Source organism: Helicobacter sp. 23-1044 (assembly GCF_053654695.1).
Map to the genome: position 1 here is coordinate 369,671 of NZ_JBSIUQ010000001.1, position 26,690 is coordinate 396,360.

31 protein-coding genes are annotated in these 26,690 nt (G+C 41.4%); 23 read left to right on the forward strand and 8 right to left on the reverse strand.

Annotation, left to right across the window (positions count from 1 at the left end):
• Position 1 precedes the first annotated feature (1 nt).
• The 7 genes from ACWIUD_RS02220 to ACWIUD_RS02250 are packed head-to-tail and all read left to right on the forward strand — an operon-like array spanning position 2 to position 7,263.
• A complete protein-coding gene (locus ACWIUD_RS02220; RefSeq protein WP_454135937.1) occupies positions 2 to 340 on the forward strand; it encodes a DUF6394 family protein in 339 nt (112 codons plus the stop codon).
• A 10-nt stretch (positions 341 to 350) separates the two neighbouring features.
• Entirely contained in the window at positions 351 to 2,945 is a 2,595-nt protein-coding gene (gene leuS, locus ACWIUD_RS02225) for a leucine--tRNA ligase (RefSeq protein ID WP_454146251.1), read from the forward strand.
• Positions 2,942 to 3,445, forward strand: coding sequence for an LPS assembly lipoprotein LptE (gene lptE, locus ACWIUD_RS02230; protein WP_454146253.1), 504 nt, complete (start codon positions 2,942 to 2,944; stop codon positions 3,443 to 3,445). Before leuS ends, lptE begins: the two co-directional genes overlap by 4 nt.
• Before the next feature lie 2 nt (positions 3,446 to 3,447).
• Positions 3,448 to 5,025: a Mur ligase family protein gene (locus ACWIUD_RS02235; RefSeq protein WP_454146255.1), complete on the forward strand. Its 1,578-nt coding sequence runs from the start codon at positions 3,448 to 3,450 to the stop codon at positions 5,023 to 5,025.
• Positions 4,964 to 6,010, forward strand: a complete 1,047-nt coding sequence (locus tag ACWIUD_RS02240; RefSeq protein ID WP_454146257.1) for a M23 family metallopeptidase — start codon at positions 4,964 to 4,966, stop codon at positions 6,008 to 6,010. The genes ACWIUD_RS02235 and ACWIUD_RS02240 overlap by 62 nt, the downstream gene beginning before the upstream one ends.
• Positions 6,011 to 6,040: 30 nt before the next feature.
• The gene (locus tag ACWIUD_RS02245) at positions 6,041 to 6,988 is read left to right on the forward strand and encodes a M23 family metallopeptidase (RefSeq protein WP_454146259.1); all 948 of its coding nucleotides are present in this window, start codon (positions 6,041 to 6,043) and stop codon (positions 6,986 to 6,988) included.
• Positions 6,892 to 7,263, forward strand: a complete 372-nt coding sequence (locus tag ACWIUD_RS02250; RefSeq protein ID WP_454146261.1) for a bactofilin family protein — start codon at positions 6,892 to 6,894, stop codon at positions 7,261 to 7,263. Before ACWIUD_RS02245 ends, ACWIUD_RS02250 begins: the two co-directional genes overlap by 97 nt.
• Before the next feature lie 159 nt (positions 7,264 to 7,422).
• On the opposite strand, the gene ACWIUD_RS02255 is transcribed toward ACWIUD_RS02250, so the two are convergent.
• Both ACWIUD_RS02255 and ACWIUD_RS02260 read right to left on the reverse strand, forming a co-directional pair.
• On the reverse strand, positions 7,423 to 7,656 hold the full coding sequence (locus tag ACWIUD_RS02255; protein ID WP_454146263.1) for a hypothetical protein: 234 nt from the start codon (positions 7,654 to 7,656) through the stop codon (positions 7,423 to 7,425).
• Positions 7,598 to 8,317: a hypothetical protein gene (locus tag ACWIUD_RS02260; RefSeq protein WP_454146265.1), complete on the reverse strand. Its 720-nt coding sequence runs from the start codon at positions 8,315 to 8,317 to the stop codon at positions 7,598 to 7,600. The genes ACWIUD_RS02255 and ACWIUD_RS02260 overlap by 59 nt, the downstream gene beginning before the upstream one ends.
• Positions 8,318 to 8,426: 109 nt before the next feature.
• Here ACWIUD_RS02260 and mfd point away from each other — a divergent pair, with 109 nt between their 5' ends.
• Positions 8,427 to 11,402, forward strand: coding sequence for a transcription-repair coupling factor (mfd, locus tag ACWIUD_RS02265; protein WP_454146267.1), 2,976 nt, complete (start codon positions 8,427 to 8,429; stop codon positions 11,400 to 11,402).
• A gap of 384 nt (positions 11,403 to 11,786) precedes the next feature.
• Here mfd and ACWIUD_RS02270 read toward each other — a convergent pair whose 3' ends face one another.
• Both ACWIUD_RS02270 and ACWIUD_RS02275 read right to left on the reverse strand, forming a co-directional pair.
• Entirely contained in the window at positions 11,787 to 11,966 is a 180-nt protein-coding gene (locus ACWIUD_RS02270) for a hypothetical protein (RefSeq protein ID WP_454146269.1), read from the reverse strand.
• Positions 11,947 to 12,177, reverse strand: a complete 231-nt coding sequence (locus ACWIUD_RS02275; RefSeq protein ID WP_454146271.1) for a transcriptional regulator — start codon at positions 12,175 to 12,177, stop codon at positions 11,947 to 11,949. The genes ACWIUD_RS02270 and ACWIUD_RS02275 overlap by 20 nt, the downstream gene beginning before the upstream one ends.
• A 178-nt stretch (positions 12,178 to 12,355) precedes the next feature.
• Between ACWIUD_RS02275 and ACWIUD_RS02280 the strand changes: the two genes are divergently transcribed.
• The 14 genes from ACWIUD_RS02280 (at position 12,356) to gltX (ending at position 21,331) form a co-directional block, all read left to right on the forward strand.
• The gene (locus ACWIUD_RS02280; protein ID WP_454146273.1) at positions 12,356 to 12,631 is read left to right on the forward strand and encodes a DUF6150 family protein; all 276 of its coding nucleotides are present in this window, start codon (positions 12,356 to 12,358) and stop codon (positions 12,629 to 12,631) included.
• Between the two features lie 15 nt (positions 12,632 to 12,646).
• Positions 12,647 to 13,114, forward strand: coding sequence for a hypothetical protein (locus tag ACWIUD_RS02285; RefSeq protein WP_454146275.1), 468 nt, complete (start codon positions 12,647 to 12,649; stop codon positions 13,112 to 13,114).
• Positions 13,111 to 14,007, forward strand: a complete 897-nt coding sequence (locus ACWIUD_RS02290) for an HTH domain-containing protein (RefSeq protein ID WP_454146277.1) — start codon at positions 13,111 to 13,113, stop codon at positions 14,005 to 14,007. The genes ACWIUD_RS02285 and ACWIUD_RS02290 overlap by 4 nt, the downstream gene beginning before the upstream one ends.
• Positions 14,008 to 14,039: 32 nt before the next feature.
• The gene (locus ACWIUD_RS02295; protein WP_454146279.1) at positions 14,040 to 14,180 is read left to right on the forward strand and encodes a hypothetical protein; all 141 of its coding nucleotides are present in this window, start codon (positions 14,040 to 14,042) and stop codon (positions 14,178 to 14,180) included.
• Complete coding sequence (locus ACWIUD_RS02300) at positions 14,177 to 14,341, forward strand: hypothetical protein (protein ID WP_454146281.1); 165 nt, start codon at positions 14,177 to 14,179, stop codon at positions 14,339 to 14,341. Before ACWIUD_RS02295 ends, ACWIUD_RS02300 begins: the two co-directional genes overlap by 4 nt.
• 185 nt (positions 14,342 to 14,526) lie before the next feature.
• Positions 14,527 to 15,195, forward strand: a complete 669-nt coding sequence (plsY, locus tag ACWIUD_RS02305) for a glycerol-3-phosphate 1-O-acyltransferase PlsY (RefSeq protein WP_454146283.1) — start codon at positions 14,527 to 14,529, stop codon at positions 15,193 to 15,195.
• Between the two features lies 1 nt (position 15,196).
• The gene (locus ACWIUD_RS02310; protein WP_454146285.1) at positions 15,197 to 15,859 is read left to right on the forward strand and encodes a hypothetical protein; all 663 of its coding nucleotides are present in this window, start codon (positions 15,197 to 15,199) and stop codon (positions 15,857 to 15,859) included.
• On the forward strand, positions 15,840 to 16,964 hold the full coding sequence (locus ACWIUD_RS02315) for an MlaE family ABC transporter permease (RefSeq protein ID WP_454146287.1): 1,125 nt from the start codon (positions 15,840 to 15,842) through the stop codon (positions 16,962 to 16,964). The genes ACWIUD_RS02310 and ACWIUD_RS02315 overlap by 20 nt, the downstream gene beginning before the upstream one ends.
• A gap of 3 nt (positions 16,965 to 16,967) precedes the next feature.
• Positions 16,968 to 17,963, forward strand: coding sequence for an ABC transporter ATP-binding protein (locus ACWIUD_RS02320; protein WP_454146289.1), 996 nt, complete (start codon positions 16,968 to 16,970; stop codon positions 17,961 to 17,963).
• Complete coding sequence (locus tag ACWIUD_RS02325; RefSeq protein WP_454146291.1) at positions 17,948 to 18,760, forward strand: MlaD family protein; 813 nt, start codon at positions 17,948 to 17,950, stop codon at positions 18,758 to 18,760. Before ACWIUD_RS02320 ends, ACWIUD_RS02325 begins: the two co-directional genes overlap by 16 nt.
• A complete protein-coding gene (locus ACWIUD_RS02330) occupies positions 18,757 to 19,440 on the forward strand; it encodes a hypothetical protein (RefSeq protein WP_454146293.1) in 684 nt (227 codons plus the stop codon). Before ACWIUD_RS02325 ends, ACWIUD_RS02330 begins: the two co-directional genes overlap by 4 nt.
• A gap of 31 nt (positions 19,441 to 19,471) precedes the next feature.
• Entirely contained in the window at positions 19,472 to 19,687 is a 216-nt protein-coding gene (locus ACWIUD_RS02335; RefSeq protein ID WP_454135959.1) for a hypothetical protein, read from the forward strand.
• Positions 19,684 to 19,944, forward strand: coding sequence for a type II toxin-antitoxin system RelE family toxin (locus ACWIUD_RS02340; protein ID WP_454146295.1), 261 nt, complete (start codon positions 19,684 to 19,686; stop codon positions 19,942 to 19,944). The genes ACWIUD_RS02335 and ACWIUD_RS02340 overlap by 4 nt, the downstream gene beginning before the upstream one ends.
• A 10-nt stretch (positions 19,945 to 19,954) precedes the next feature.
• Positions 19,955 to 21,331 (forward strand): glutamate--tRNA ligase, encoded by a 1,377-nt coding sequence (gltX, locus tag ACWIUD_RS02345; protein WP_454146297.1) that lies wholly within the window; start codon positions 19,955 to 19,957, stop codon positions 21,329 to 21,331.
• 105 nt (positions 21,332 to 21,436) lie between these two features.
• Here the strand turns inward: gltX and ACWIUD_RS02350 are convergent, their stop codons facing one another.
• Both ACWIUD_RS02350 and ACWIUD_RS02355 read right to left on the reverse strand, forming a co-directional pair.
• Positions 21,437 to 22,375, reverse strand: coding sequence for a methyltransferase FkbM (locus tag ACWIUD_RS02350; protein WP_454146299.1), 939 nt, complete (start codon positions 22,373 to 22,375; stop codon positions 21,437 to 21,439).
• A 270-nt stretch (positions 22,376 to 22,645) separates the two neighbouring features.
• Entirely contained in the window at positions 22,646 to 23,617 is a 972-nt protein-coding gene (locus tag ACWIUD_RS02355) for a hypothetical protein (RefSeq protein WP_454146301.1), read from the reverse strand.
• A 20-nt stretch (positions 23,618 to 23,637) separates the two neighbouring features.
• Between ACWIUD_RS02355 and ACWIUD_RS02360 the strand changes: the two genes are divergently transcribed.
• Complete coding sequence (locus tag ACWIUD_RS02360) at positions 23,638 to 23,832, forward strand: hypothetical protein (RefSeq protein ID WP_454146303.1); 195 nt, start codon at positions 23,638 to 23,640, stop codon at positions 23,830 to 23,832.
• Here the strand turns inward: ACWIUD_RS02360 and ACWIUD_RS02365 are convergent.
• Together ACWIUD_RS02365 and fliW are read right to left on the reverse strand one after the other, a co-directional pair.
• Positions 23,790 to 26,309, reverse strand: a complete 2,520-nt coding sequence (locus ACWIUD_RS02365) for an ATP-dependent helicase (protein WP_454146305.1) — start codon at positions 26,307 to 26,309, stop codon at positions 23,790 to 23,792. The two genes, ACWIUD_RS02360 and ACWIUD_RS02365, sit on opposite strands and share 43 nt — an antisense overlap.
• On the reverse strand, positions 26,310 to 26,687 hold the full coding sequence (fliW, locus tag ACWIUD_RS02370) for a flagellar assembly protein FliW (RefSeq protein ID WP_454146307.1): 378 nt from the start codon (positions 26,685 to 26,687) through the stop codon (positions 26,310 to 26,312). It lies immediately after the preceding gene.
• Positions 26,688 to 26,690 lie beyond the last annotated feature (3 nt).

A 26,690-nucleotide genomic window follows, 5' to 3' on the forward strand; every position in this document is an offset into this window, starting at 1 on the left:
AATGGATTGGGGTAGAATCTTTTTTATATTTTTCACGCTGATGAGTTTAACTTCAACCATCGGCTTTTTGTATGAGCCAAATATCGTGCTTTTGTTTTTGGCAGCGGCGATAAATTTCATCTCTACGACTTTGCGTATCGGCACTCGCAAACTTTTGAGCGCGGAGCTTTTTGCAAGCTCGATTGTGGCGGATTTTCATCTAATCCCTGCGTTTTTGTGGTTTCAAATTTTGGGCGACTTGCAAGTGGCGTATGCCCTTGCTATCGGTGCTTTGGCGGCAAATGCGTTTTCTATTATGATAATTTTAATCGAAAGCGCAAAGGCAAAAGATTATCAATAAAGGGCGTAAAATGAGCTACAACGCAAGAATAATCGAGCAAAAATGGCAGAAAATTTGGGCTGATTCAAACGCATTTGAGCCAAATGATGATTTTAGCAAACCAAAAAAATACATTCTCTCAATGCTCCCCTATCCTAGCGGAAATATCCATATGGGGCATACGCGAAACTACACGATTGGCGATGCGATTGCAAGGCATTATCGCAAAATGGGCTTTAATGTGCTTCACCCCATTGGGTGGGATTCGTTTGGATTGCCCGCCGAAAATGCCGCAATAAAGCACAATCTCCACCCAAAAACTTGGACTTATGATAATATCGCTGCTATGCAAAAAGTGCTTCAATCGCTTGGATTTTCATTTTCAAAAGAACGAGAATTTGCCACAAGCGATAATATTTACACAAAATGGGAGCAAGAGTTTTTTTGCCAAATGTGGGACAAAGGGCTTGTATATCGCAAAAAGGCGCCTCTAAATTGGTGTCCGCAGGATAAGACGGTGCTTGCAAATGAGCAAGTGATTGAAGGCAAATGTTGGCGTTGTGATAGCCCTGTGGTGCAAAAAGAGATGTATCAATATTATTTAAAAATTACGGATTATGCTGATGAGTTGCTTCGCGATTTGGACGACACTTCATCTAACAAGCTGGAGTGGAGCAATCAAGTGCTAACAATGCAAAAAAATTGGATTGGCAAATCTAGTGGTTTGGAGTTTAGCTTTAAATTGGATTTTGGCGATTTTGGGGATTTTGGCGCAAATCTAAATGCTAATAATGCGAATAATGGCGCGGATTTTAGTGCGAATCTAAATGCAGATTCGTGCGAATCTAGCGAATTTTTTACCGAACTGCCCGTTTTTACCACGCGCCCTGATACGATTTATGGTGTAACTTATTGCGCACTCTCGCCTGAACACCCGCTAGTGCGACATTTGATTGAAAAAAATGCGATTGATTTAGCAAAAATCGCAGAGATTAAAGCCATTCAAAACACAAGTGCGCGGGATAGGTTGAGCAAAGAAAAAATCGGCATTAAGTTAGGGATTCACGCCATTCACCCGCTGACAAATGAAAAGTTAGAGATTTTTGTGGCAAATTTCGTGCTTATGGATTATGGTAGCGGGGCGATTATGTGCGTCCCCGCGCACGATGAGAGAGACTTTGAGTTTGCCAAAAAATATGGACTTAAAATCATTGATGTAATCGAAAATGACAATCGATTCGAGGCAAATGGCACTCTAAAAAATAGCTTTGAGTTTGACAATTTAAGCGTAAAAGAGGCGCAAGAGAAAATCATAGCGCATTTTGAAGCGCGCGATTTGGGACGGCGCGTGATAAATTACAAACTGCGCGATTGGGGCATTTCTAGGCAACGATATTGGGGGACGCCCATACCGCTGATAAACTGCCCCAAATGTGGCATTGTCAAAGAGCCAAATTTGCCCGTGATTTTGCCAGAGCGCGTAGATTTTAGTGCGGAGGGCAATCCGCTTTTGTCAAACAAAGAGTGGCTTTGCGTGAAATGCCCCAAATGTGGCGCAGACGCGGAGCGCGAATCAGATACGATGGATACTTTTGTCGAATCTAGCTGGTATTTTTTGCGCTACACAACGCCCCGTGAATTGTGGGAAAAAAGCGCGTTTGATGCGGATTCGCTTCGATATTGGCTAAATGTCGATGAATATATCGGTGGCATCGAACACGCGGTGCTTCATTTGCTCTATGCGCGGTTTTTTACGAAAGTTTTGCGCGATTTGGGATATTTGGATATTGATGAGCCCTTTGCTAGGCTTCTTACGCAAGGAATGGTGCTAAAAAGTGGCGCGAAAATGAGCAAATCCAAAGGCAATGTCGTTGAGCCAAAAAGCATTATTGAGAGCTATGGCGCGGATTCGGCGCGACTTTTTATCCTTTTTGCTGCGCCACCGACAAAAGAGCTAGAATGGAATGATGATGCGCTAAAAGGCGCGTATAACTTTTTAAATCGCCTTTATAATAACGCTTCGCATTTGGATTTGCTAAAAAATGCGGATTTTGAATCGCTTAAATTTGACAATCTAAATGATGCTCAAAAACTCGCACGGCGCAAGGTTTATGAGGCTTTGCAAAAAAGCAACGCCGTTTTTAGCAATAAAGATTATCCATTTAATACGCTTATTGCTGCTTGTATGGAGGCGTTAAATGCGCTAGTTGCGATGGATACGGCTAAATCAAATGCGGATTCAAAGTGCGATTCAAACGAATCTAACGCCGAATCGCAAAAAGTTTGGCAAGAATCTGTGAAAGTTTGGTATGAATCATATTACATTTTGCTAAACATTTTAGAGCCGATAATCCCGCATATTTGCTATGAATTAAGCGATAAATATTTTGGTTGCAAAAATTTTCGCAATATTGCAATCGACAAATCCGCGCTAAAAAGCGACACAATCACCCTTGCCGTCTCAATCAACGGCAAACGCCGCGCTGAAATTAGCATTAGCGCGGATTCATCAAAAGAAGTCATTTTAGATTCGGCAAAAAGCGCGGTGGCAAAGTGGCTTGAAAACGCCCAAATCGCAAAAGAAATCATCGTCCCAAATAAACTAATAAATTTCGTCCTAAAATGAGAGCTGTTAGATTCGCACTTTTTATCGCCACAACCGCCATAATTTTCGCTGGTTGCGGATATTACCCAATGTCATATTTTGTCAAAAAATCGCTTGGCGAAAATATCTATGTCGAATCTGTGGTAAATCTATCCGACCCTGAAAACTCGCTAATCGCCAAAGACGCGCTAAATCAAGCCATCGCACAAAAATTTCACTTGCGCCTTGTGGATAAAGAAAGTGCCGACACCATTATTCGCACGGAGATTACCGCCGTTAGCGTGGATTCAATCGCTGATAATGACGCGGGATTTGCGAACTTTTATCGCGCAAGTGTGACTATGAGCTTTGATTACACGGACAAAAACGGCAATGCAAGGCGATTTCAAAACTACGGCTTTTATGACTTCCCTGTCGATGTAATCTCCACAATCACCGATGAAACCCGCTTCAACGCGATAAAAGAAGCCTCCATTAGCGCGATTGATAAATTCATCGCGCAAGTGGCATTTTGGCAATGAAAATGGCGAAAAATAGGGTAGATTTTGCGCGAAATGCGCTATCAAATTCTTATCCCCCTCCCTTGCGGAGGGCAACTCCAATTCTCTCCCCCTCCCTTGCGGAGGGCAACTCCAATTCTCTCCCCCTCCCTTGCGGAGGGGGATTAAGGGGGTGGGTAGATTTTGCGAATTTTGTGGCAGATTCGCAGAATCTAAACGAAGTTGAAATTTATATGACAAAAAAAGGGCAAGAATATCGCACAATCGATAAAAGCCGTGCGGGGCGCATTTATGCGGAGCTAAAAACGCATATCGCCCCGCCAAAGCGTGTCATTCAAGTGCTTGGCACAAATGGCAAGGGTAGCACGGGGCGATTTATTGCGCAGATTTTGGCGCAAAGTGGCTATAAAATCTTGCATTTTACAAGTCCGCATATTTTTAGCTTTAATGAGCGATTTTACGCAAATATAGAACAAAGTCTTGGCGTTGTGAGCGATGAAAATCTCACAAAAGCGCATAGATTTTTGCAAAAGTTTGCGTTTGCAAGTGAATGCAGTTATTTTGAGTATGCGACATTTTTGGCGCTCTTTTTAGCGCAGGGCGTGGATTTTGCGATTTTGGAGGCGGGAGTTGGCGGGGAGTTGGATAGCACTAGCGTTGTTCGCCGTGATTTGTGTGTGTTTAGCGTGATTGACTGCGACCACACGGATATTTTGGGCGATTGCATAGAAGCGATTGCCACGACAAAATTAAATGCCGTTTTTTACCCAAACAAAGTGCCAAAAATGCTTTTGGGAGCGCAAAAATATGAGATTGTAGAGCAAATCGCAGAATCTATTGCAAAGGCGCACAGAGTGGAGATTTTTGCACTAGATTCGCGTGAATACAATAATTCCCCATCCCTTGCGGAGGGTAACTCCAATTCTCTCCCCCTCCCAAATGCGCGCGGGGGATTAAGGGGGTGGGTAGATTCACAAAATAATAGTAGCGCGAAATTTGTAAATAGCGACTTTACCCACCCCCTAACCCCCTCCGCAAGGGAGGGGGGATTTTTGGATTGTCACGATTTTGCTATGCAAAATCTCGCAATGACAATAGATTCATATCTCACCCGCTACAATCTCGCCCCGTTTTTGGCGCAGAATCTCGCTCTTGCCTTAAAGGCAACGCAGATTTTTGGCATAAATGCAAATCTCAAAACACTCCCAAAGCTCGACTTGCGCGGGCGATTCGAGCGCATTGCGCCAAATATCACAATCGATGTGGGGCATAATGAAAACGCCGCATTTGCGATTAAGCAACTTTTGGGCGACAAAAAAGTGATTTTAGTGTATAATAGCTATTTTCAAAAAAATATTAGCGAGATTTTAGGCATTTTGAAAGATAACATTTTGCGTGTGGAGATTTTGCCTGTGGCGGGTAATCCTCGCATTATAAAAAGGGATATTTTGGAGGGCATTTTGACAAATCTAAAAATCAAATTTTGCGAGTTTGGTGGCGTAGAATCTATCAAAGATTTAACGCAAAATTATTTGGTGTTTGGTAGTTTTAGCGTGGTGGAGGCATTTATGCGTGATTTTGCAAAGGCAAAGCGAATCTAAAATGAAAAATATCCGCGAAAAGTTCATCATCTCAATCATCGATAATGACGGCGTTAGGCAGTTTAATGTGCATCGCTTTATCACAAAGGTTTTTGCGTATTTTGTGGGATTTTTTGTGATTGCCTCTGTGGTGCTGTTTTTCACCATTCGATTTTTGGCAGATGAGCTCAAAAGTATGCAAGGGCACAAGGACGATACGCTCGATAAATACGCCGAAGTGTATAAAGAAAATCTCGCTTTAAAGGGCGAGATTAAAAAAAGCAAAGAGCATTTAGAAGAGATAAATCAAAAAATCGTGGATTTGGAGGATGTCATCTCGATGAAAAATGCGATAATTGAGGCAAAAGAGACAAATCCATTTGACATTAGCACACTCACACTCGCGCAAAAAAAGATGATTTTACAGATAATCCCACACTCTACGCCATTTAAAAATAAAAACGCAGAATCTAGCGTAGATTCTGAAGCGAAAAATCCAAAAGATTCTGCGAAAAAATCGCCCACAGATTCTGCGAATCAAAAAGATTCTACAAAAGCGCAATTTCAGCGAATCGGCGTCCTTTTTGAAGTGCCAAAATCAACTCCCATCATCGCTGCCGCCGATGGTATCGTGGATTTAACGCGGGGCAATGATACAAAGGGCATTGGCAAATTTGTCAAAATCGTCCATACTTTTGGATTTAACTCAATCTATGGGCATCTCTCAAAGGTTAGCGTAAAGCGGGGCGATGTCGTGAAAAAGGGGCAAATCATCGGTTACAGCGGGACGCACAACAACAAAAATATGCTTTATTACGATATCCGCTTTCTTGGGAGCAAGGTGAATATGGAGGCGTTTTTGAAGTGGGATATTGGCAACTTTGATGATATGATGAATGCGCCAAGTATCGTGAATTGGGATAGTTTGCTATGGACATTCAATGATATGGTGCAGATTAGTTCGCATAAGGTGCTCTCAGATTCTGCGCCAAAAATGAAAAAGTAGCGCGAAAAAAGGGGCGACAAAAGGTTTAAAATGAAAAGCAAGATTGATGATAGACTGATTTTGATGATTTCAAGTCCGTATGGATATAAATATTACAATATCAACGCATTTTTCAAACACTCACTTATTTATCTTGCGGTATTTATCGCTTCGATGGCGTTTTTATCGCTTGTGGTGCTGTATTCATTCTCCGCGGAGATTAAGGATATTGATTACAAATACAAATATATTCAAGAAGAATACGCGAAATTAGTCTCCCACCACATCGACTTAACCGCGCAAATCACGGCAAAAAAAGAAGAAACGCTACTTGTCTCAGATAAAATCGAAGAGTTAGAAGGCGAGATTGGCATTAGCAAAAGCGAAGGTTACGGACTAAAAGGGCGGGTTGAGACGGCGAGTATCACGGGGTTACAAAAACTTTTTATTATGAAGTTTATCCCAAATGGTATCCCGCTAACTTCATATAAGCGCATTTCATCGCCCTATGGTTACCGCATTCACCCGCTTTCAAACACGCGCGAGATTCACACGGGCACGGATTTGGCGGCGGATAAAGATACGCCTGTATATGCCACCGCCGATGGCGTGGTGGATTTCGCGCAAAGTGGGTGGAATGGCGGATATGGGACGCTTGTAAAAATCGACCATAGTTTTGGATTTCGCACCTATTATGCGCACCTAAATGGTATCGCTGTGAAAAAAGGCGAGTTTGTCCGCAAGGGGCAGTTAATCGCCTATGTGGGGAACACGGGGGCGAGTTCGGGCAATCATTTGCATTATGAAGTGCGATTTTTAGGAGCGCATATCAATCCTAAAAATTTCTTGGAATGGAATATGGGAAATTTTGATATAATATTCAAAAAGGAGAAAAACATAGCATGGCAATCTTTACTTCAAACGATAAACAATTTGATGCAGCACACGCCAATGGCGCAACAATCATCGCTGCTGGGACAAAAATCAAAGGCGAGTTAAATAGCGAGTGCCACATTCACATCGATGGCGAGTTTGACGGGAATATCCACTCGACAAACACCGTAATGGTAGGCAAAAATGGCATTGTAAATGGCGATATTTTCGCGCAACGCGTAATCGTAGGCGGTATCACAAAAGGGGTGGTGGATTCGGAGTTTATAGAGATTTTGCCGGAGGGGAAAATCGAAGGCACAATCATCTGCAACGAACTTTATGTAGAGAAAAAGGGCGTATTTATTGGAGAGAGCAAAATAAAGGCAAAAAATTACGAATAGAGATTCTGCGAAATTTGGCGGGATTTTGTCTTGGATTCTGCGAAATTTGGCGGGAAACGCAGAATCTAGTGTGAAAAATTACTAAAATCGCAGAATCTAATATGAAAATATCGCAGAATCTCCGCTAGATTCTGCGATTTTTGCAACACTAAAAAAATCTCATACAAAACAAAATTTATCATCGCCTATAATTGCTGTTGCCACCGAGTTTTTATCTCGTAGTCGCTTTTCTATCACTATAATGCTATCGTAGTAATGTATCGAAAATGTGGTATTTGTGAATTTGGTAATATTTAGATTATCGCTTTTTGTAGCGTGATATGCGTTTAATTCGTCAATTAAGTGTTTTGTGTATTCTATGAAAGAAGTTTTGCGTTTTGCCCCCCCCCCCATAAGCATTCCAATAGCTTGTATGTAAGTCTTCACACCAATAAATTCCATCGTGTTTGATATGTGGATACATTTCCTCAAAAGTAACGATTTGCTGTCGCATCGTATGTCCGCCATCATCAATCAAAATATCAACCTTTGGAATTTGCTCTTTTACACTACGCCAAAATCCCCTATCCTCTTGCGAACCGATAAAAATCTTAATATTCTCATCCTCCATCTTTTTGCATCTGGGGTCAATATCAACGCCATAAATATTTACCTTTGCGCCATTTACGCCAAAATAATGCTTCCACATTTTCGTGCTTCCGCCATTTTGAATACCAATCTCTAAAATATTCACATCTCTCCCGCGCAAACGCGAGAAATGCTTCTCATACACATCAAAATACCCATACCATTTATGAATCGCCTCGTGCTTGTTGTTTAAAAAATAATTATGCAGAGTTTTATCGATATTTTCATTATATTCCGTCCATAAAATCTCCCGCACAAGTGCCTTTTTTGCCGTATTTTCATCGCTAGATTCTGCGCTAATTCGCATAGTTTGCGGATATGGCACTTTTAGAGTATCCGCATTCAAATACGCCAAAATGTGATTTTTTAGCGCAATCACCCATCCTAACTTCATTTTTAGCAGAATCTGCTTGATTTTTTGTCTCATTGTTGCTCCCTTACATTAAAATTAAAAGTGTGATTATAGCAGATTCTGCGAATTGCAGAATCTAACTCATAAATTTAGATATAATTCGCACTTTTTATAAGGATACCATTTGTTAAACTCAAATTTTTATAAAATCTTGCAAAGCAAATTTGATTTTAAAATCGCCATTTTTAAGGACTACGGCGAAGCGTTAGAAGCGCGTGAAGTGTGCAGATTTTGCAAAATCAAAGATTCACACTTCCCAAATGCGTATTTACTAAATGATTTTCGTGCAAAAAAAGGCGATGATTTGCGTAGCTACGCCTTTGAATTGGGCGAACTTTTGCTAAATTTGGCGCGATTTTACAATAACAAAAACGGCATTTTACTTGCGCCAATTCATTCGCTTTTGCACCCGCTTCCACCGCCAAAATGGCTTCAATCCATATCGCTAAAAAAGGCGCAAAAATGCGACTTTGCAAAGCTAAAAGAGACGCTTTTAAATTTTGGATTTGAAAATATGGATTTGGTGTATGCGCCAAAAGAAATGGCGATTCACGGCGATATAATCGATATTTTTCCGCAAAATGCGCCATATCCCTTGCGAATCTCATTTTTTGATGATGAGATTGAGGATATTGCGTCCTTTGACGCGGAGACGCAAAAAATCATTGAGCGAATCGAAACTGCTGAAATTTTCCCCGCGCTGTTTTCGCTTGATTCAGGCGAATATGCGGATTTGGAGCGATTGGCACTTGAATCGCCCTTTGACGCATTTACAAAGGATATTCATTCGCTTGGATTTTGGTTTATCCGCCAAAAACCACTGATTGCGCAATATAAAAGCATTATTTCGCCCACTGCGCTTGATGAAATCGCTGAATTAGAATCGCTTGAATCGTTAAATTACATAGATTTTAGCGCGTTTAAAGCATTAGATTTGATAGCATTAAATCCATCATTTAGCGACATTAGCGCGAGTGGTGCGGAGATTATAAACAAAATTTTGCCACTTCACAAAGACAAAAAAATCACTATTATTAGCCAAAATGAGCTGATTTTAGATTCGCTTCAAATCCCGCCAAACACGACAATTTTGCGCGAATCAATCGCCCTAAATATCATAACGCCAAATGAAATCATTTTATCGCTAAATTCACTACCTAAAAAACGCGCCAAAAAACCCACCACAATCCGCCTAAATGAGCTAAATGTGGGCGATTATATCGTGCATAGCGAGTATGGTATCGGGCGATTTAGTGGTATCACACAAACGCGAGTGCTTGGCAATATCAGCGATTTTATTGAGATTATTTATTTGGGCGATGATAAGTTGCTGTTGCCTGTGCATAACTTAAATCTAATCGACAAATATATCGCAAATACCGCAAGTGTGCCGACTTTGGATAAGCTAGGCAAGGGCAGTTTTGCAAAAATCAAAGAAAAGATTCGCCCAAAACTGCTTCAAATCGCGCAAGAAATCATCGATATTGCCGCAGCACGCGAACTAATCAAAGGCAAGATTATTGACAAAGACAATGTCGAATTAGCGATTTTTAAGCAAAGTGCGGGATTTGAGCTAACCGCAGACCAAGATAAGAGCATTGATGAGATTTTGCGTGATTTGGGTAGTGGGAGGGTTATGGATAGACTGCTTGTGGGCGATGTGGGCTTTGGCAAAACGGAGGTTGCGATGAATGCGATTTTTGCGTGTGCAAAAAGTGGCTTTCAATCCGCGCTAATCGTGCCTACGACACTTTTAAGCAACCAGCATTTTAAAACTTTATCGGCGCGATTCGCACCACACGGGCTAAAAATCGCCAAATTAGATAGATTTGCCACTAAAAAAAGCGCGATTTTGGATAGTTTGAAAAATGGTGGCGTGGATATTGTCGTGGGGACGCATAGTTTGCTAAATGCGGAGTTTAAAAATCTAGCCCTTGTAGTGCTTGATGAAGAGCATAAATTTGGCGTAAAGCAAAAAGAAAAGCTAAAAAATCTCACAAAAGATGTCCATATTTTATCGATGAGTGCGACACCAATCCCGCGCACGCTAAATCTCGCGCTATCCAAAATCAAAACGCAATCGCACCTAAATATCCCGCCAGATTCGCGAATCGCGCCAAAAACCTTTGTGAAAAATTACAGCGATGAGGTTTTGCGTGATGCGATTTTGCGTGAATTAAAGCGAAATGGGCAGATTTTTTACATTCACAACAATATCGCAAGTATGGAGCAACGAAAGCGCGATATTTTAAAGCTAATGCCAAACCTAAAAATCGCCATTTTGCACTCCAAAATCCCGCAAACGCAAAGCGAGGACATAATGATAGACTTCGCAAATGGCGCGTTTAATGTGCTACTCTCCACTTCGATTGTCGAATCGGGCATTCACTTGCCAAACGCAAATACGATTATTGTCGATAACGCGGATTGCTTTGGTATGGCGGATTTGCACCAGCTTCGTGGGCGAATCGGGCGCGGAGACAAAGAGGGCTATTGTTATTTCTTTGTGGATAGCAAAGAAAATATCACGGCAGAGGCGCGAAAACGGCTCATTTCGCTTGAATCAAACTCATTTTTGGGTGCGGGTGGGATTTTGAGCTACAATGACTTGGAGATTCGCGGTGGTGGGAACATTTTGGGCGAGGCGCAAAGCGGACATATCGAAAATATCGGGTATAGTTTGTATCTAAAAATGTTAGAGGATAGTATCAATTTTTTAAGTGGCAAGGGCGATTTGGCGATTCAAAAGGGCGTGGATTTGAAGTTAAATATTTCGGCGTTTTTGAACTCCGAGCTGATAAATAGCGATAGGATAAGGCTTGATTTGTATCGTAGGCTCTCAAACGCCACAAATAAGGGCGAGATTTATGAGATTGAAGGCGAGATTGCGGAGCGATTTGGCAAAATCGATAGCTACACACGGCGATTTTTGCAACTAATGTTAGTGAAAATCCTTGCAAATGCGCGTGGATTAAGGGCTATTACAAACTACAATGAAAATATCACGCTAACGCTTGAAAATGGCGAAAAAGTTAGCTTAAAGGCGGAGGAGCGCGATGATGAGAGTATAATGGAGGCGATTTTGACATATTTGCGGTAATGCGTGGCAATTTGTTCTGGGGTAATCATTTGCGCCGTTTTCACGCAAAACTTCACTCAATGAACCATTAGTTCTATTTCGCTTGTTTCGCATAAAAACGGCGCAAAGCACTACCGCCATTACTTCGATTGTGATTCGCAAGGCGAATCAAAGTGTAAAATTATCGTCATTGCGAGGCGAATCGTAGATTCGCCGAAGCAATCTACGAATCAAAAGTGAATCGCCACCGCCCGTCATTGCGAGTCCTTGCGATAGCAAGGCGAAGCAATCCAAATCACGCGAATCTAAAAGAATATAAAAATCAATGACCCAAAAGCGAATCGATAAATAATTTTTAGAATCTAACCACAGATTCGCCTTAAAGTCCGCGATTCGCCTTTTGATTCACAAGTCCCCTAAATAGATTGCTTCGTTGTTTTCGCTTCGCTCAAACTGCCTCGCAATGACAGGGTGGAGCGTGATTCGTGGATTGCTTTGGGTATTTGCCCTCGCAATGACGATTCGGCTAATGCCAAATCTCGCAATGACGATAAGATTTGCGACTTCACATTCGCAATCTATCATCTAACTCTTTTTCGATGCTCTCTAATTCATCGCAGATTTCGCGGCTCAAACGCACTAGCTCTTTGAAGCGGAAGCCTAGTAGCACGATTTTGTAGAGTTCGGGCTTGTTTTTGCGCCAATTATAAAGCGTCTTTGTATCGATTTGCAAAATCCCTGCAATGTCGCGCTGTGAGAGTTTTTTGGGTGCGGTGCTGAAATTTTTTGTCGCCATTGTGATTCCTTAAAATGTGAATTTTTTAAGGAATGTAGTAGGATTTCTTATAAAATCTAACAAAGGAATTATTACCGATAAAATTTAAATATTAAGTAATATTTTCTTATTTTTTAGTAAAAATTAAGAGAAAATCTAATATGATTTTATTTTATTTTTAAAACAAAAGGAGAAAATTATGGCAAAAATTTGCGTAGTAGATGAGAGAAAGGCGAAAATTAAAGCCTTTAAGGTTGATAGGGACAATAAAGCGGATTTGCTTGTGTTTGTGGTTGATAAAGACACAAAGGCAAAGGGCGATGCGATTTGGTATATGGAGCAAAAGGATAGTAAGGCAACTAGCACTATTTGCTGGGTTGGTAGCGAAAATAAAGCGCAACTTAAAGTGTTTTTTGTGGATAGAGAAAATAAAGCAAAGTGGAATAAACCACACAATCTACAAAATCAGCTTTAATATAAGGAGGATAAAATGAGCGCAGTAAGTTGTTTTATGGAAAAATGTGAAGTGCTTGGTTGGAATAAGGGCATTAGTGGATACATTTTTTGGCTTATGAGTCCATCGTTGTCTAAAAGCAAAACTTGGATGCCACTTTGCACCTATGATGCAAGTAAGGGAGTGCCATCGCCTATCACCGAAGAGGAAGCTAGATTTTTGATAAAGAAAAAAATAAAAAGATTTGATGAATTTAAACAAGACACAATGTGTCCAAGTTGCAAAAAGACATTTTGTATTGAGCATACAGACAAAGAAATAGTAAGCGATTTTATCTCATCAAGCGATACAGATACGGTCGTTGAAGGAAATGTAATGGTGTATTGGCGTTGCAAAGAATGTGGCGAAAGTGGTAGCGGTAAAGTTAGATACAAAATAGATGGGTTTAGTAGAGATAGTTTAGGCATAGACATAGAGCAAATGTTAAGGGGAGGCATAAAATGACATTCTTAGCATTAGCCAAAGAAGTGCTTTCAAAGGCGGAGATTCCGCTGAATTATAGCGAAATATGGGAAACCGCAAAGGCTATGGGACTTGATAAGCAAATCAATAGCGAGGGAAAAACGCCACAGCATACGCTACGCGTGGCACTCACAAATGACATAAAAAACCACGCCGATTCGCCATTTTGCATTGTCAGTAAGCACCCTATGACATTTTGGCTAGATTCGCGCAAAAGTGAGATTGTGGATAAAGAGAGCGAAATTGAGCAAAAACGACAAGAATCTTACGCAAAAGAGTTGCAAAGCAAAGAAAAGGGCTTTTTGGAGATTGATTTGCACCCGTTGCTTGTGAAGTTTGCGAGTGAAAATTTTGGACTTTATTGCAAAACTATCAATGCAAACACGAGCAAATCCACACAAAAGGGCTTAAATGAGTGGATTCACCCTGATATTGTGGGCATTTATTTTCCCTTTGATGACTATGAGAGTGCCACATTTGACTTGCTAGGCAAATTTAGCAAGGCAGACTATAAACTCTACTCTTTTGAACTGAAACGCGTGATAAACAATGCAAATCTAAAAGAATGCTATTTTCAAGCTGTCTCAAATTCTAGCTGGGCAAATTGGGGTTATTTGGTAGCATATCAAATAGATGAGAGCGCACAGGGCGAGTTGGAGCGACTAAATGCGAGTTTTGGGATAGGCGTGATTGAGCTACAAAGTGAAAAGATTATGTTTGAAGCGCGAGAGAGGGAGCTAGACATTAGAACGCTAAATATGCTTGTGGCGAAAAATACGGATTTTAGGAAATTTATCGAAAATGTAAATAAGGACATAGAAACTTATTTGGCTTCGGGGGATACGGCACGAATCGCTAGGGATAAATATGATTAGGGGTTAGGTGCGGTTAGATTCGCGTGATTTGGATGGTTGCTTCGCTACGCTCGCAAAACGAAGTTTCTTTAGTAAATCCTACGGATTGCTTTGATTTGCGTGAAAACATTGTCATTGCGAGGCAGTTTGAGCGTAGCGAAAACAACGAAGCAATCTATTTAGGGGACTTGTGAATCAAATGCGAATCGCGGACTTTAAGGTGAATCTGTGGGTAGATTCTAAAAATAATTTATTGATTCGCTTTTGGGTCATTGATTTTTTCTATCTTTTAGATTCGCGTGTTTTGGATTGCCACGAAAATGCTACGCATTTTCTCGCAATGACGGCGTGGTGATGCCATTTCGATTCGTGGATTGCTTTGATTCGGCGTTGCCGAATCTCGCAATGACGAAACCCACCCCCTTAATCCCCCTCCGCAAGGGAGGGGGAATTTTTGGATTCTGCGAATCATAACAAAATCGTAGAATCTAAATATTTTTTGCTAAAATACGCATTTTAAATCCAAAAAAGGCAGAATCTATGGGCGTAATCGACTTTTTCACAAACGCATTTAGCAACATAAATGTGATTTTTTACCTTTTGGCGTATTTGATTGGGGCGCTACCATTTGGCTATATCATCGTGCGGTGGGGCTATAAAATCGACTTGCTAAATATCGGCAGCGGTAGCATTGGCGCGACAAATGTCTATCGCGCACTCAAAGATATCACGCCCCGCGCAAAAACGCTATCTATCTTAACGATTTTGCTAGATTCATCAAAGGGGCTAATCATCGTGTTTTGCGCTAAAATCGCGGATTTGAGCTTTGAAACGCAGTGGGCAGTGGCACTTCTATCCGTGCTAGGGCATTGTTATAGCCCGTATTTGGGATTTAACGGCGGTAAGGGCGTGGCGACAAGCATTGGCGCGGTGATTTTGCTTGTGCCATTTGAAGGGGCGGTGGGACTTTTGGCGTGGTATCTCATCGGCAAGGTTTTTAAGGTGAGTTCGCTTTCATCGCTGATTGGCGTGAGTGTGGGGATTTTGGCGACTTTTATCACGCCGTATATGGACTTACCGCCGAGCATTTCGATAATGCACCAAATCGGCACACACACGCCTTTAATCGTGCTTTTGGCGCTCATTTTATACACGCACGCGCCAAATATTATGCGACTAATCAAGCGGCAAGAGGGCAAGATACTCTAAAATGCGCTTTGAGATTTGCTTGGAGGATTTTAGGGTAAGTGCGATTATAGGCATATTGCCAAGTGAGCGGACAAAAGCGCAGAATCTGAAAGTGGATTTAAGGGTAGAGTTTTGCAATTCGTTCTCGGGTAATCATTCCGCAGATTCGCTATATTTGTCATTGCGAGAAAATAATCTCCCCTCCCTTGCGGATGGCAAGTCTCAATCTCTCCCCCTCCCTTGCGGAGGGGGATTAAGGGGGTGGGTTAATTCGCAAAAAAATAGTGGTGCGAAATTTTCAAATAGCGATTTTACCCACCCCCTAACCCCCTCCGCAAGGGAGGGGGAACAAATTGATTCAACCTCCGCAAGGGAGGGGGGAGAAAATGTAGATTCTGCGAAAAACGCAGAATCTAGCAAAAAAAGTCCAAAATCCGCAGAATCTGCGCTAGATTCTACAAATATCATCGATTATGCCATCTTGCGTGAGATGATTTTGGCGACTTTGAAAGCAAATCAATTTTTTTATTTAGAAAATGCGCTGGTGGCGATAAAAGAAGCGATTTTGGCGAAGTATCCGCAGATTCTGCGATTAGAGATAGGCATTGCGAAGTTAGAGATTTTTGATGATTGTGTGCCAAGAGTGCGCTTGAAGTGGAGTGCAAATGATAGATTCAGCGATTAAAAATAACTCCGCAAATATCACACTTCACGGCGATTTTGGTAAAAATATCCCAAAAGCCGATATCGAAGCCTTGCAAAATCTATCGCAGAATCTGCAATTAAAGCACTATGCGCTAAATTTGGATTTTATCAACTCTTTTGATTTTTCATTTCTAATTTTTATCTACACTTTGGGGCAGGATATCACCAAGCGCGGGGGCGAAATCACGCTCACCGCCACCACTGACAAGGCAAAGCACATCGCAAATCTTTTGCGCGAAATCGAGATAAAAGAAGCGCAAATCATACCCCCGCCAAAAGAAAATATTTTCATCAAATCCGCGCACGAGATTGGCGTGCTACTTTATGGCTGGTGGGCTGCGTTTGTAGAGTTTCTAAACTTCACGGGGGTGCTACTTTATTTTCTCTCAAAGTCCATTTTGCACCCAAAAGAAATCCGCCTACGCGCGATAAATTACCATATTTTTAATAGCGTAATTGCCGCGATGCCTGTGATTTTTATCGTCTCTTTTGTCGTGGGCGGGGTTATCGCCTATCAAGGGGCGGCGACTTTGGAGCGAATGGGCTTTGTGAATCTAAGCGTAGAGATGACAGCAAAGCTCACTTTGCGCGAAATTGGTCCATTTGTCGTGGCGATGATTGTAGCGGGGCGTAGTGCAAGTGCCTACACGGCGCAAATTGGCGTTATGAAAATGACAGAAGAAATTAGCGCGATGAAAACAATGCAACTAAATTTGATGAATTTTATCGTTCTGCCACGATTTTACGCGCTTGTGATTAGCTTCCCGCTGATGGTGTTTTTGTCGGATTTGATTAGTCTTTTTGGGTGTATGGTGTTTTTGCATTTTGGATTTGAGATTGGATTTGGCGAGTATGTGGCGCAGATTAAGAGTTCTGTGGGGATGAATAGCTTTTGGACAGGCATTATCAAAGCGCCGTTTTATGCCGCTGCGGTGGTGATAATTGGCTGTTTTATCGGGTTTCGCGTGGAGGGCAATACGCAAAGCGTGGGCGAGAAAACAACCACAAGCGTGGTTTGCGCACTTTTTGGCGTGATAATAATAAACGCGCTTTTTTCGCTGATTTTTACGGAGTTAAGGTTTTAAAAAATGCAAAAAAATACGCAAAAAAACATTCAAAATATTATTGAAGTGCGAAATCTCTACACGAAATATAAGGATACTTTTATCCAAGAAAATGTGAGTTTTAGTGTCGCTAAAAGCGAGATTTTTGGCATTTTGGGCGGTAGTGGGAGCGGTAAAAGCACGCTTTTGAGTGCGATGATTCGCCTAAAAAAGCCTGAAAGCGGGAGTATTCGCATATTTGGGGAGGATATTTGGGGTGGCAATTTTAAATCTCCATTTCTTGCGGAGAATAAATCTCAATCTATCCCCCTCCCTTGCGGAGACGATTGTTCTCAAAATTTCCCCCTCCCAAATGCGCGCGGGGGACAAAGGGGGTGGGTTGATTCACAAAAAAATAGTGGTGCGAAATTTTCAAATAGCGATTCTACCCACCCCCTAACCCCCTCCGCAAGGGAGGGGGGACAAGTTGATTCAACCTCCGCGCACCATAAAATCCTAAATCGCTGTGGCGTTTTGTTTCAATTTGGTGCGCTTTTTTCAAGTTTAAGTGTGCTTGATAATGTCGGCATTATGCTTGAAGAATATAGCAACTATCCAAAAAGCGTCATAAATGAAATCGCCGCATATTACATTAACGCCGTAGGACTGCCCCAAAGCGTGAAAGAAATGTATCCCTACGAGTTAAGTGGCGGTATGAAAAAGCGCGTGGGACTTGCACGGGCATTAGTTTATAACCCTGAAATTTTATTTTTAGATGAGCCCACAAGCGGACTTGACCCCAAAAGTGCGGAGAATTTCGATAAACTTATAAAGCGACTAAAAGATGAGTTTCGCCTAACAATCGTTATGATTACGCACGATTTGGATTCAATCAAAGATGCAACGGATAGATTTATTTTGCTTGATAGCGGAAAAGTGCTGTTTGAAGGCAGTTTGGAGGATTTTAAGATGAGCGAAGTCGCACACAAAGAGACACTTTTAAAATCAAAAAGAGGAGAGCGATTATGGAGAGAGGGGTAAATTATATTTTCATCGGCGCGTGTTTTATGCTCTCGCTTGTGGGGTTTGTGGTGTTTATATTTTGGTTTAGCGATAGTGGGATTTTTAAAGATTCGACAAAAATTTATAAAAGTTACACGATGCAACCGCTAAATATTAAGGTAGATTCAGCGGTGAAATATAAGGGCATAAATGTCGGGCGCGTGAGTGCGGTGAGATTTCGCGATGAGAGTTTTAGCGAGATTGAGATAATTGTAGAGATTTTAAAAGATTTGCCGGTGAGAGTAGATTCTGCGCTAAAAGTCGAGCAAAGCGGGATTTTGGGGGCGAGTTTCTTAACGCTAATGCAAAATGAAAAAAGCACTAAAATCGCAGAATCTGGCGCGACTTTAAAGATTAGCGGTGATTCGCTATCACAAATTATGGAGGCTATCCCAAGTATCACAGGCAAAGTTGATTACTTGCTAAATAACGCAAATGAGGTTTTAAGCGAGGATAATGCCAAAAATATCACCGCGATTTTGCTCTCCATAAATGAAGCGACAAAAAATATCAACATTTTGGCACAGACGCTAGGCAAAAACACGCAAGACATCGATAAAATCATCGCAAATATCAGCAAAATCACAGACTTGCTAAATGCCAAAATTACAAATGGCGAATATGATTTGAAAACTACGATTATGCCGATGCTTGGGGCGATTGAGAGTGCGATGAATGATATTAGCGCGTTTGCCAAAAATGGCAATGCGTTTGTCGAGCGATTGGATAATGACCCGTATAACACGATTTTTGGATATCGAAAGGATGAGAAATGAGAAAAATTGCGATGATTTTTATGGCACTTTGCGCGGCTCTAATGTCCGCGTGCGTGGATATAAACCTAAAAAGCGAGTTGCCAAAGGTGGAGTATTATGAGCTAGATAATGTCCGCGTTGAAGTGCCAAAGTGCGGTGCGTGGGAGATTATCGCGCTTGAAGGTATTGAAATCCCGCAGAGCTTGGCGGGTAAAAATATCTTGCGAAAAAATGGCGATTTGGTGCGGAGCGTGGATGGTGTGCGCCTAAATGAAGGCATAAAATCTAGCTTTGAATCAATGCTAATAAAGACTTTTGCAAAACATTGCCTAAAAATCATCACACCGCCTTTTAGCGGGATAAAAGTGGAGAAATTTTTGCGAATAAAGGTGCTTGATTTTGGGGTGGATTCAGCGGTGGATTCAGCGAATCGCACGAAAATCGTAGAATCTAATGAAGATTCGGCGGTAGATTCAGCGAAAAATGGGGCGGATTCGGCGATAGATTCAGCGAATGCAAAATCTTATGCAAATGTAAATTTTGCCTTTTTGCTACACCAAAATGGCAGTATTTTGCAAAGCGACATAATCGCAGAATCTAGCGCAATTAGCGACTTTAAAAGCGAAGCGATTGTCAAAGCATTGCAAGATTCGGCAAATAGCGCAATTGCAAATTTAGCAAATAAAATCATTCCAAAATAGTGTAAAATTCTAAAAATTTAAGGGGGAAAATATGACTTTGAGCGTCCAAATTAGCGATAAAAATAAAAGCGAGATTATGAGTGCAATTCGCCTTTTGCGCGGTGTGCGCGAAGTAAAAGAGAGCGATGATGAAAAACTACCCATCGAAACAAAGGCGGATTACAAAGCGTGGAAAAAGGCACGAAAGGAATTAGAACGCGGCGAAGCGATAAGCCACGAAGCATTGAAAAAGAAGTATGGACTATGAGTTACACAATACAATATTCAAAGCAGGTAGAAAAATTTTTAGACAGCCACAAAGAATTGCAGGCGAAAATTTTATCTGCATTAGAAACAATCGCGCAAAATCCTTATGAAAATGCGCTTGATATTAAAAAACTGCAAGGCGAAACGCACAAATATCGCTTGCGAATCGGCAAATATCGCTTGCTTTATGAGATTATCGAACAGCAAATTTTAATTTACGCATACAAAATAGGCTCACGAGGCGATATCTATAAATAAAGGACTTCAAATGACAACAACGCGTTTTGCACCCAGCCCTACGGGATTTTTGCATATCGGTGGGCTTCGCACGGCACTTTTTAACTATCTCTACGCCAAAAAAAACGGCGGAAAATTTCTCTTGCGAATCGAGGACACAGACTTTTCGCGCAATAGCGATGAGGCGGTGGGTGCGATTTTGGAGGCGTTTAGCTGGGTGGGATTAGAATATGACAATAAAGAAGTCGTTTTTCAATCCAAGCGGTTAGAGATTTACCGCAAATATGCGGAGGATTTGGTAAAAAATGGCAAGGCGTATTTTTGCTATATGACAAAGGATGAGTTAGACGCCGAGCGACAAAAGGCGCAAAAGCAAAACAAAATCTATCGTTACGACAATCGCTACCGCGATTTTAGCGGGACGCCACCAAAGGGGGTTGCCCCCGCGATTCGTATTAAAGCTCCGATGGAAGGCGAAGTGCGCTTTTATGACGCGCTAAAAGGCGAAGTGGCGATTAGTGCAAAAGAAATCGATGATTATATCATTATGCGAAGCGATGGAACGCCCACTTACAACTTTGTCGTGGCGATTGATGACGCGGAGATGGGGATTAGCGATGTGATTCGTGGCGATGACCATTTAAGCAACACGCCAAAGCAGGTGATTGCATACAATGCGTTAGGCTTTAAAGTGCCAAGATTCTGCCACATACCGATGATTTTAAATGAAAAAGGGCATAAATTAAGCAAACGCGATGGTGCGATGAATGTGATGGATTACAAGGCTATGGGATTTTTGCCCGAAGCGTTGCTAAATTTTCTCTTGCGACTTGGTTTTAGCCACAACGACAAAGAGATTTTTAGTTTGCACGAAATGATAGAGCTGTTTAATTTAGGCGCGTTAAGCCACTCGCCTAGCGCGTATAATCTCTCAAAACTGCATTGGCTAAACAATCACTACATAAAAGAGTGCGATGATTCGCGATTGGAGCGACTTTTGGGGGATTTTTTGGGCTGTGAAATTGCATTAGATTCTGCGAAAAAAGCGGTGCTTTTTAGCGAAATCAAACCGCGTGTTGAGACACTAAAAGATTTTGGTGCGATGATAGATTCGGTGCTAAATGCGCCACAAAATTACGATGAAAAGATGATGAAAAAATGCGATTTGCACCACAATAATTTGGATTTTGGCGCGATTATTGAGTGCGTGGATTTTGGTAGCGTGGAGGCTATCAGCGATTCGCTTCACGCCTACGCCGATAAAAGCAACATAAAAATTGGCAAAATTATGATGAGTTTGCGCTTAATAATGCTAGGGACAAGTAGCGGGATTGGCGTCCGTGAATGCTTGTTTATCATCGGCAAAAATGAGGCACTTCGCAGAATCCACTGCTTTAAATCCCGCTAGATTCTGCGATTTTGCGCCAAATTCTACGAGATTTTGCGAGATTTTTTAAGATTCTGCAAATAGATTCTGCTAGATTCTGCGAAATACATCAAATATCGCAGAATCTCAGCTCACCTTAATCGCATTTCGCCCAAAAATCATTCGCGAGAGTTTATTTATCACACGCACAAGGATATTTGGCGGAGCGAAAACCGCCTTAAAATTCGCCTTATCCATCTCTACATTGCGCTTGATTTCGCAAGGGTGCGTTAGGGGAAATGGCATTTCTTCTACGCGCATATTTTCAAACTTGCTTTCCCCTGTGGTATGCGCTGCATCGGCGCGATTTAGACCGATATTTTGGATTAAATTATGTTTTGGATAAATGCAAAGCATTTCATTTTGCCAGTTGCAAAAGCTCATAGGATAGTCCCAAGTGTCAATCTCCCCAGCGTAGTAACTTTTAAAGGTTTTATGCCAATATTTTTGCTCCGCCTTGCTATCAAATGTAAGTTTTGCAAAGTCACACTCAAAGTTTGCATTCTCTAACTCATATTTTTCCCACGCACGCGCCCACGAGGCAAATCCCCAAATGTGATTATATTTTGAGAAATAATAACTCTCTTTCAAACTTTCCTTTGCCTTTGGCGCGAAGTCTAGCGCGCTCCACCCGCTAACCATTGAGATTTGAGGTGCGTCTTTATATATTTCTAGCATCTCATCGCAGAATCTATAAAAAGATTCATTCCCCACATCATCATCCTCTAAAATTATGCCTTGCTTTTCGTGGGAGAAAAACCACAATATCGCGCTACTTAGCGAGTGCTTACACCCCAAGTGCTGCTCTAAAAAGCGTGTTTTGACTTCGCACTCCCAAGTGATATTTTGCAATACAAAGTCCCTGCATTCTGTGACTTTTTGCGATTCTGCGTGATTTCGCGCAGAATCGCCCGCGATGTATAATCTCTTTGGCTTGACCTTTGCGATGCTTTCAAAGACTTTTTTTGTGGTCTCAATGCGATTAAAGATTAAAAACAAAATGGGATTTTGGACTAAATAACTCATTATGCGACCTTTTTAATGGGATAAAAATGATGTGTGCAAGAATCTATTAAAGATAATTTGCGTGAATATGCTAAAAACTTTGCTTGCTTTGCAGTGTGAAAAATGGGAGAATTTTTAAAATAGATTTTGGCAAATATCGCAGAATCTAATGAAATCTCCGTAGATTCTGCGTTTTTTAAGGTTTTAAGATAATTTTGGGAAGCAAAATATGAAGCAAAAAAATGGAAGTTAAGAAAATATGGATTTAAGCGGCAGTTTGCGCAGGCGCGCCTACTCTCTCTCTCTCTCTCTCGTTGCGCGAACTAAATTAGTAGCGACTTTGATGATTTTATTTTTAATACGCGTAGGCAGTGGTTTTTTAAGACTTGCATAGAAGTTTTGAAAGCGAGTTAGAGCGATTTTATTTTCCTCCAAATAATGGGGAAAAGTTTGCGGAAGCGCAAGATTTAGCGCGTCATTTTCATAAATATCGCTCTTTCCGCAATGCACTCCACTTCCATCAAATCCAATTTGGCGAATGTATGGCACTTTTGGCACTAGATGAAGTCCGCTATGCTTGTATGCGATGAGGTAAAAAAATATTGCCCAGCTTTTAATTTTCCCCTTTTCATTTAAAATAAAGTCGCCATACGCATTTGTAAATCCATCTAAATTCGCGCCATAAATGTCATTTTCATTAAAATTCGCCCTAATCCACGCAATATCTCGCTTAAACAACTGCCATCTATCCGCCCAGCTCGCCCATCCCCAGCAGTAAAACGCACGAGAGAAAAAGCAGTCACTTAAACTATCATCGCAAATCTTTGGCACCCACGCATCAATACTAAAAACCTTTGGTTCGCTTTGATATTTTGCAAGTCCTAAATTCATATATTCCAAAAACGCAGGACTAACAACAATATCATCCTCCAAAATAATCGCCCTGTTATTTTCGCTCATCACGGCACTTATGCCATCGATAATATTATCTGCCAAACCAAAATTCTGCGTTCGTTTAACTAAAATAATGCGCTTAAAATCTGCGCTAGATTCTGCGAAATGCTCTAAAAATGCGGTGATTTTGCAATGCGTTTGGACTTCCTTTTGCGAGGCATTTGCCTTTGGCGCGTCTAAAAAAATATATAGCGCAGAATCTTTTGCAAGATTATTTTGCGCTAATGCACTCAAAGTCTCTTTCAAATGCCAAAGGCGATTGTAGGCAAAAAGTGCGATGGGTGCTGGGGAAATCAAACTATTTTGCAAAAATATTCCTTTTTAAAAAAATGCGAAATTATAGCGAAATTAAAAATAAAATAAAGGTAGATTCTGCGATTTTACTTCAATTTGCAGAATCTACCGCAAAAAATGCAGAATCTATCGCAGATTCTGCGAATGGCGACAATTTCGCAGAAACCACCACAAAAAGCGCAGAATCTCAAATCAATCCCGCTTCTTTTAAAAAAATCGATGGCAAATAATTTGTATTTTTTGCCGAATCAAAATACGCAAAGCAGTAGTAGAGATTGCGCTTTGCGCGTGTGGTAGCGACATAAAAAAGTCTGCGCTCTTCCTCCAAACTCCCTGTTTTAGCCATTAACTTAAAGTTTGGGAATCGTCCGTCCATCAAATCGATGATATAAACGCTCTCAAATTCTAATCCTTTGGAGGCGTGGATTGTAAGTAGATGGACGCCATCGCCACTGCTTGATTCCGCGCTATTTAGGATAATTTGGTTTAAAAAATGCGTCAAAGTGTCGTATTTTTGGGACAAGTTTTGCAAAATGGATAATTTTTTGTCGATGGCTTTGGTAAAATCATCGATTGCGCTTGAATCTGCGCCCTTTGCGCGAGTAGTGGCGATTTGTGATTTTAAATCGCTCCAAAATGCAGACTTTTCTATGTGGGCAAAAAGCGCGTTTAAATCTCTGCTTTTAAATTCAAATAACTGATAAAAATTATTTAAAAAAATCGCACTTTTTTTATTTAGCTTTGGGTGGCAAAGAATGGGGTGAGAGTGAAAATTTTTGCTAATTGCGCTATTAAATCGCGCCGAATCTTCTTTGACAAAAATCTCATCAAATAGCCCAAGTTGCGCATTTCGCGCACGGCTTTTGTAAGGATTTGCGCCCTGTGTGATATTTGGGTGAATCAAACCGCTAATAATATCGCCACCGCCTAAAAAACTTAACGCTTCATAAATCTCTTTTGCGATAACTTCCCCGATTTGCGCACCATTTGAGATAATATTCACAAATGCCATCATATCGGCGCGATTGCTAAAAAGGCTCAAAATATCGATAAATAGGGCGATTTCACGGCTTTCAAAAAAACTGCGTCCGCCCTTTTTGCGACACGCAATGCCATATTCGCGCAATCCTGCTTCAATCAAATCCGAGCTAGTGTTGTTGCGAAAAATTACCGCAATATCGCCGAGTTTTGCGCCGTGCAAGGCAGAATCGGCTATATGTTTGGCGATGAAGCTATATTGCTCTTTTGTTTGCTTAAAGCGCAAAATCTCCACGCGCGAATCATCGCTTTTCCGGACAACTTGGAGGCTTTTTGGGTAGATTCGCGGGTTGTTTGCGATGACTTTGTTTGCGACATTTAGAATCTTGCGCGTGGAGCGGTAATTTTTGTTTAGGCTAAAAATCTGCGCATCTTTGTAACGCGCAGAAAAACTAGCTATAATGCCGATGTCTGCGCCATTAAAGGCATAAATGCTTTGGTCATAATCGCCCACGCAAAATAGCGAATCTGCGCAATACGCGCTAATAATGCTATTTTGCAAGGGATTTGTATCTTGGTATTCATCAACCAAAACTTCGCAAAATCCCACGCCACGCGCTAAAATCTGCTCTCTATACAAAAGCAATAAATCATCGTAACTTGCATAGTGATAGTGCTTTTTTACCTCCATAAATTCGGCGAAAATGTCGTCATAGATTGCGCTGTGGATTGATTGGTCATCGTTTCGTGCGGTAATGAAGTCGGAGAAGGATTGTGGCGAATCTACCCACCCCCTAGCCCCCTCCGCAAGGGAGGGGGGATTTTGAGATTCTGCGATTATTTTGTCATTCTGAGCGGAGTGCGAAGCACAAAGCGAAGAAACTCTTTTATTTTGAGATATTTCGCTTCGCTCAATATGACAATTTGTTTTGGATGGTTGCTTCGCTTTGCTCGCAAAACAAGGCGAAGCCGAAGTTTCTTTATTCAATTCTGCGAATTGCCACGAAAATTCGCTACGCTCATTTTCTCGCAATGACGGATTTTTTTCATTAGATTCTGCGTTTTTCGTGCGAATCGCAGAATCTGTCGTAGAATCTACATTTTTTTCATTAGATTCTGCGATTTTCGCAGAATCTACAACGGAAGGAATCGCAGTAGTGCTTTCGTAGTTTTCGCTAGATTTGGGGCGTGAGACTAGACTAGCGGTCTGCGAACGCTCCAAATCTAGCGAATCTGCGGAATGACTACCACGGAGCGAATTGCGCGACTCCAAAGACGAATTGTCCGCACGGGGCGCATTTGTATTCACATATAGCGACATTAAGTCGTATAAATACTCCGCCTTATAATGCGCCACGCTTTCATCAAATCGCCGAACATTTACAATCGATTTTAGTAGCGTTTTTAGCTCTCGGGGCTGTTTTAGCGTGATATGGACATGCTCTTTTAAGTAGCGATAAGCCACTGCGTGAAAAGTCCCCGCATTTATTTGCTTTGTAATCGTAGGGCTAAAATGTCGCTCCAAGCGCGAAATCATCTCATTTGCAGCTTTGTTTGTGAATGTCAGTAATAAAATCTCACGCGGATTTATCCCGTCATTTAGCAATTTTGCGATGCGCCCTACAATCGTTGAAGTTTTGCCCGTGCCAGCGGATGCGATGATTAGATTATGCCCAAATGGCGCATTTACCGCCGATAGCTGCTCGGCATTTAGATTGCGTAACGGCACTTAATTTATAAAAGCGCGTAATGATTCTAACTTAAAATACTGCGGATAGTCGCTTAGATGGCAGTGAAATTGCAATAATTTTTTGTTGCTAAAATTTAAAATTAGTGGCGACAAAAAATTCACACGCGAATCTTCTAGTGGCTTTTGGATTATCATCATACACCACACTTCTAAATGCGAATCCTGCGCCACATCAAGCAATGCTTGTGTGCTGACAGAGAGCGCAAGTTTGTAATCGCGCAAGGCATAAGGATTTGCCAAACTCCAACTTACGCCATTTTCTGCTCGAATCGTGGCAAAGTTATCATCGATTCGCATAAACTCCAACGCCTTAATATCCTCAAAGCCCATTATGGGCGCAACGACTTCAAATTTCACTTT

Excerpts from the sequence above, each read along its gene's own strand:
- ACWIUD_RS02270 (WP_454146269.1), bottom strand. The coding sequence starts at position 11,966 with ATGATAGATTGCGAATGTGAAGTCGCAAATCTTATCGTCATTGCGAGA.
- ACWIUD_RS02335 (WP_454135959.1), top strand. The coding sequence starts at position 19,472 with ATGACTTTGAGCGTCCAAATTAGCGATAAAAATAAAAGCGAGATTATG.
- ACWIUD_RS02235 (WP_454146255.1), top strand. The coding sequence starts at position 3,448 with ATGGCGAAAAATAGGGTAGATTTTGCGCGAAATGCGCTATCAAATTCT.
- ACWIUD_RS02290 (WP_454146277.1), top strand. The coding sequence starts at position 13,111 with ATGACATTCTTAGCATTAGCCAAAGAAGTGCTTTCAAAGGCGGAGATT.
- ACWIUD_RS02295 (WP_454146279.1), top strand. The coding sequence starts at position 14,040 with ATGGTTGCTTCGCTACGCTCGCAAAACGAAGTTTCTTTAGTAAATCCT.
- ACWIUD_RS02285 (WP_454146275.1), top strand. The coding sequence starts at position 12,647 with ATGAGCGCAGTAAGTTGTTTTATGGAAAAATGTGAAGTGCTTGGTTGG.
- lptE (WP_454146253.1), top strand. The coding sequence starts at position 2,942 with ATGAGAGCTGTTAGATTCGCACTTTTTATCGCCACAACCGCCATAATT.
- gltX (WP_454146297.1), top strand. The coding sequence starts at position 19,955 with ATGACAACAACGCGTTTTGCACCCAGCCCTACGGGATTTTTGCATATC.
- ACWIUD_RS02320 (WP_454146289.1), top strand. The coding sequence starts at position 16,968 with ATGCAAAAAAATACGCAAAAAAACATTCAAAATATTATTGAAGTGCGA.
- ACWIUD_RS02260 (WP_454146265.1), bottom strand. The coding sequence starts at position 8,317 with ATGAGACAAAAAATCAAGCAGATTCTGCTAAAAATGAAGTTAGGATGG.
- ACWIUD_RS02280 (WP_454146273.1), top strand. The coding sequence starts at position 12,356 with ATGGCAAAAATTTGCGTAGTAGATGAGAGAAAGGCGAAAATTAAAGCC.
- ACWIUD_RS02340 (WP_454146295.1), top strand. The coding sequence starts at position 19,684 with ATGAGTTACACAATACAATATTCAAAGCAGGTAGAAAAATTTTTAGAC.
- ACWIUD_RS02310 (WP_454146285.1), top strand. The coding sequence starts at position 15,197 with ATGCGCTTTGAGATTTGCTTGGAGGATTTTAGGGTAAGTGCGATTATA.
- ACWIUD_RS02255 (WP_454146263.1), bottom strand. The coding sequence starts at position 7,656 with ATGGGGGGGGGGGCAAAACGCAAAACTTCTTTCATAGAATACACAAAA.
- ACWIUD_RS02325 (WP_454146291.1), top strand. The coding sequence starts at position 17,948 with ATGGAGAGAGGGGTAAATTATATTTTCATCGGCGCGTGTTTTATGCTC.
- plsY (WP_454146283.1), top strand. The coding sequence starts at position 14,527 with ATGGGCGTAATCGACTTTTTCACAAACGCATTTAGCAACATAAATGTG.
- leuS (WP_454146251.1), top strand. The coding sequence starts at position 351 with ATGAGCTACAACGCAAGAATAATCGAGCAAAAATGGCAGAAAATTTGG.
- ACWIUD_RS02360 (WP_454146303.1), top strand. The coding sequence starts at position 23,638 with ATGCGAAATTATAGCGAAATTAAAAATAAAATAAAGGTAGATTCTGCG.
- ACWIUD_RS02350 (WP_454146299.1), bottom strand. The coding sequence starts at position 22,375 with ATGAGTTATTTAGTCCAAAATCCCATTTTGTTTTTAATCTTTAATCGC.
- ACWIUD_RS02330 (WP_454146293.1), top strand. The coding sequence starts at position 18,757 with ATGAGAAAAATTGCGATGATTTTTATGGCACTTTGCGCGGCTCTAATG.
- ACWIUD_RS02220 (WP_454135937.1), top strand. The coding sequence starts at position 2 with ATGGATTGGGGTAGAATCTTTTTTATATTTTTCACGCTGATGAGTTTA.
- ACWIUD_RS02245 (WP_454146259.1), top strand. The coding sequence starts at position 6,041 with ATGAAAAGCAAGATTGATGATAGACTGATTTTGATGATTTCAAGTCCG.
- ACWIUD_RS02315 (WP_454146287.1), top strand. The coding sequence starts at position 15,840 with ATGATAGATTCAGCGATTAAAAATAACTCCGCAAATATCACACTTCAC.
- ACWIUD_RS02250 (WP_454146261.1), top strand. The coding sequence starts at position 6,892 with ATGGCAATCTTTACTTCAAACGATAAACAATTTGATGCAGCACACGCC.
- ACWIUD_RS02275 (WP_454146271.1), bottom strand. The coding sequence starts at position 12,177 with ATGGCGACAAAAAATTTCAGCACCGCACCCAAAAAACTCTCACAGCGC.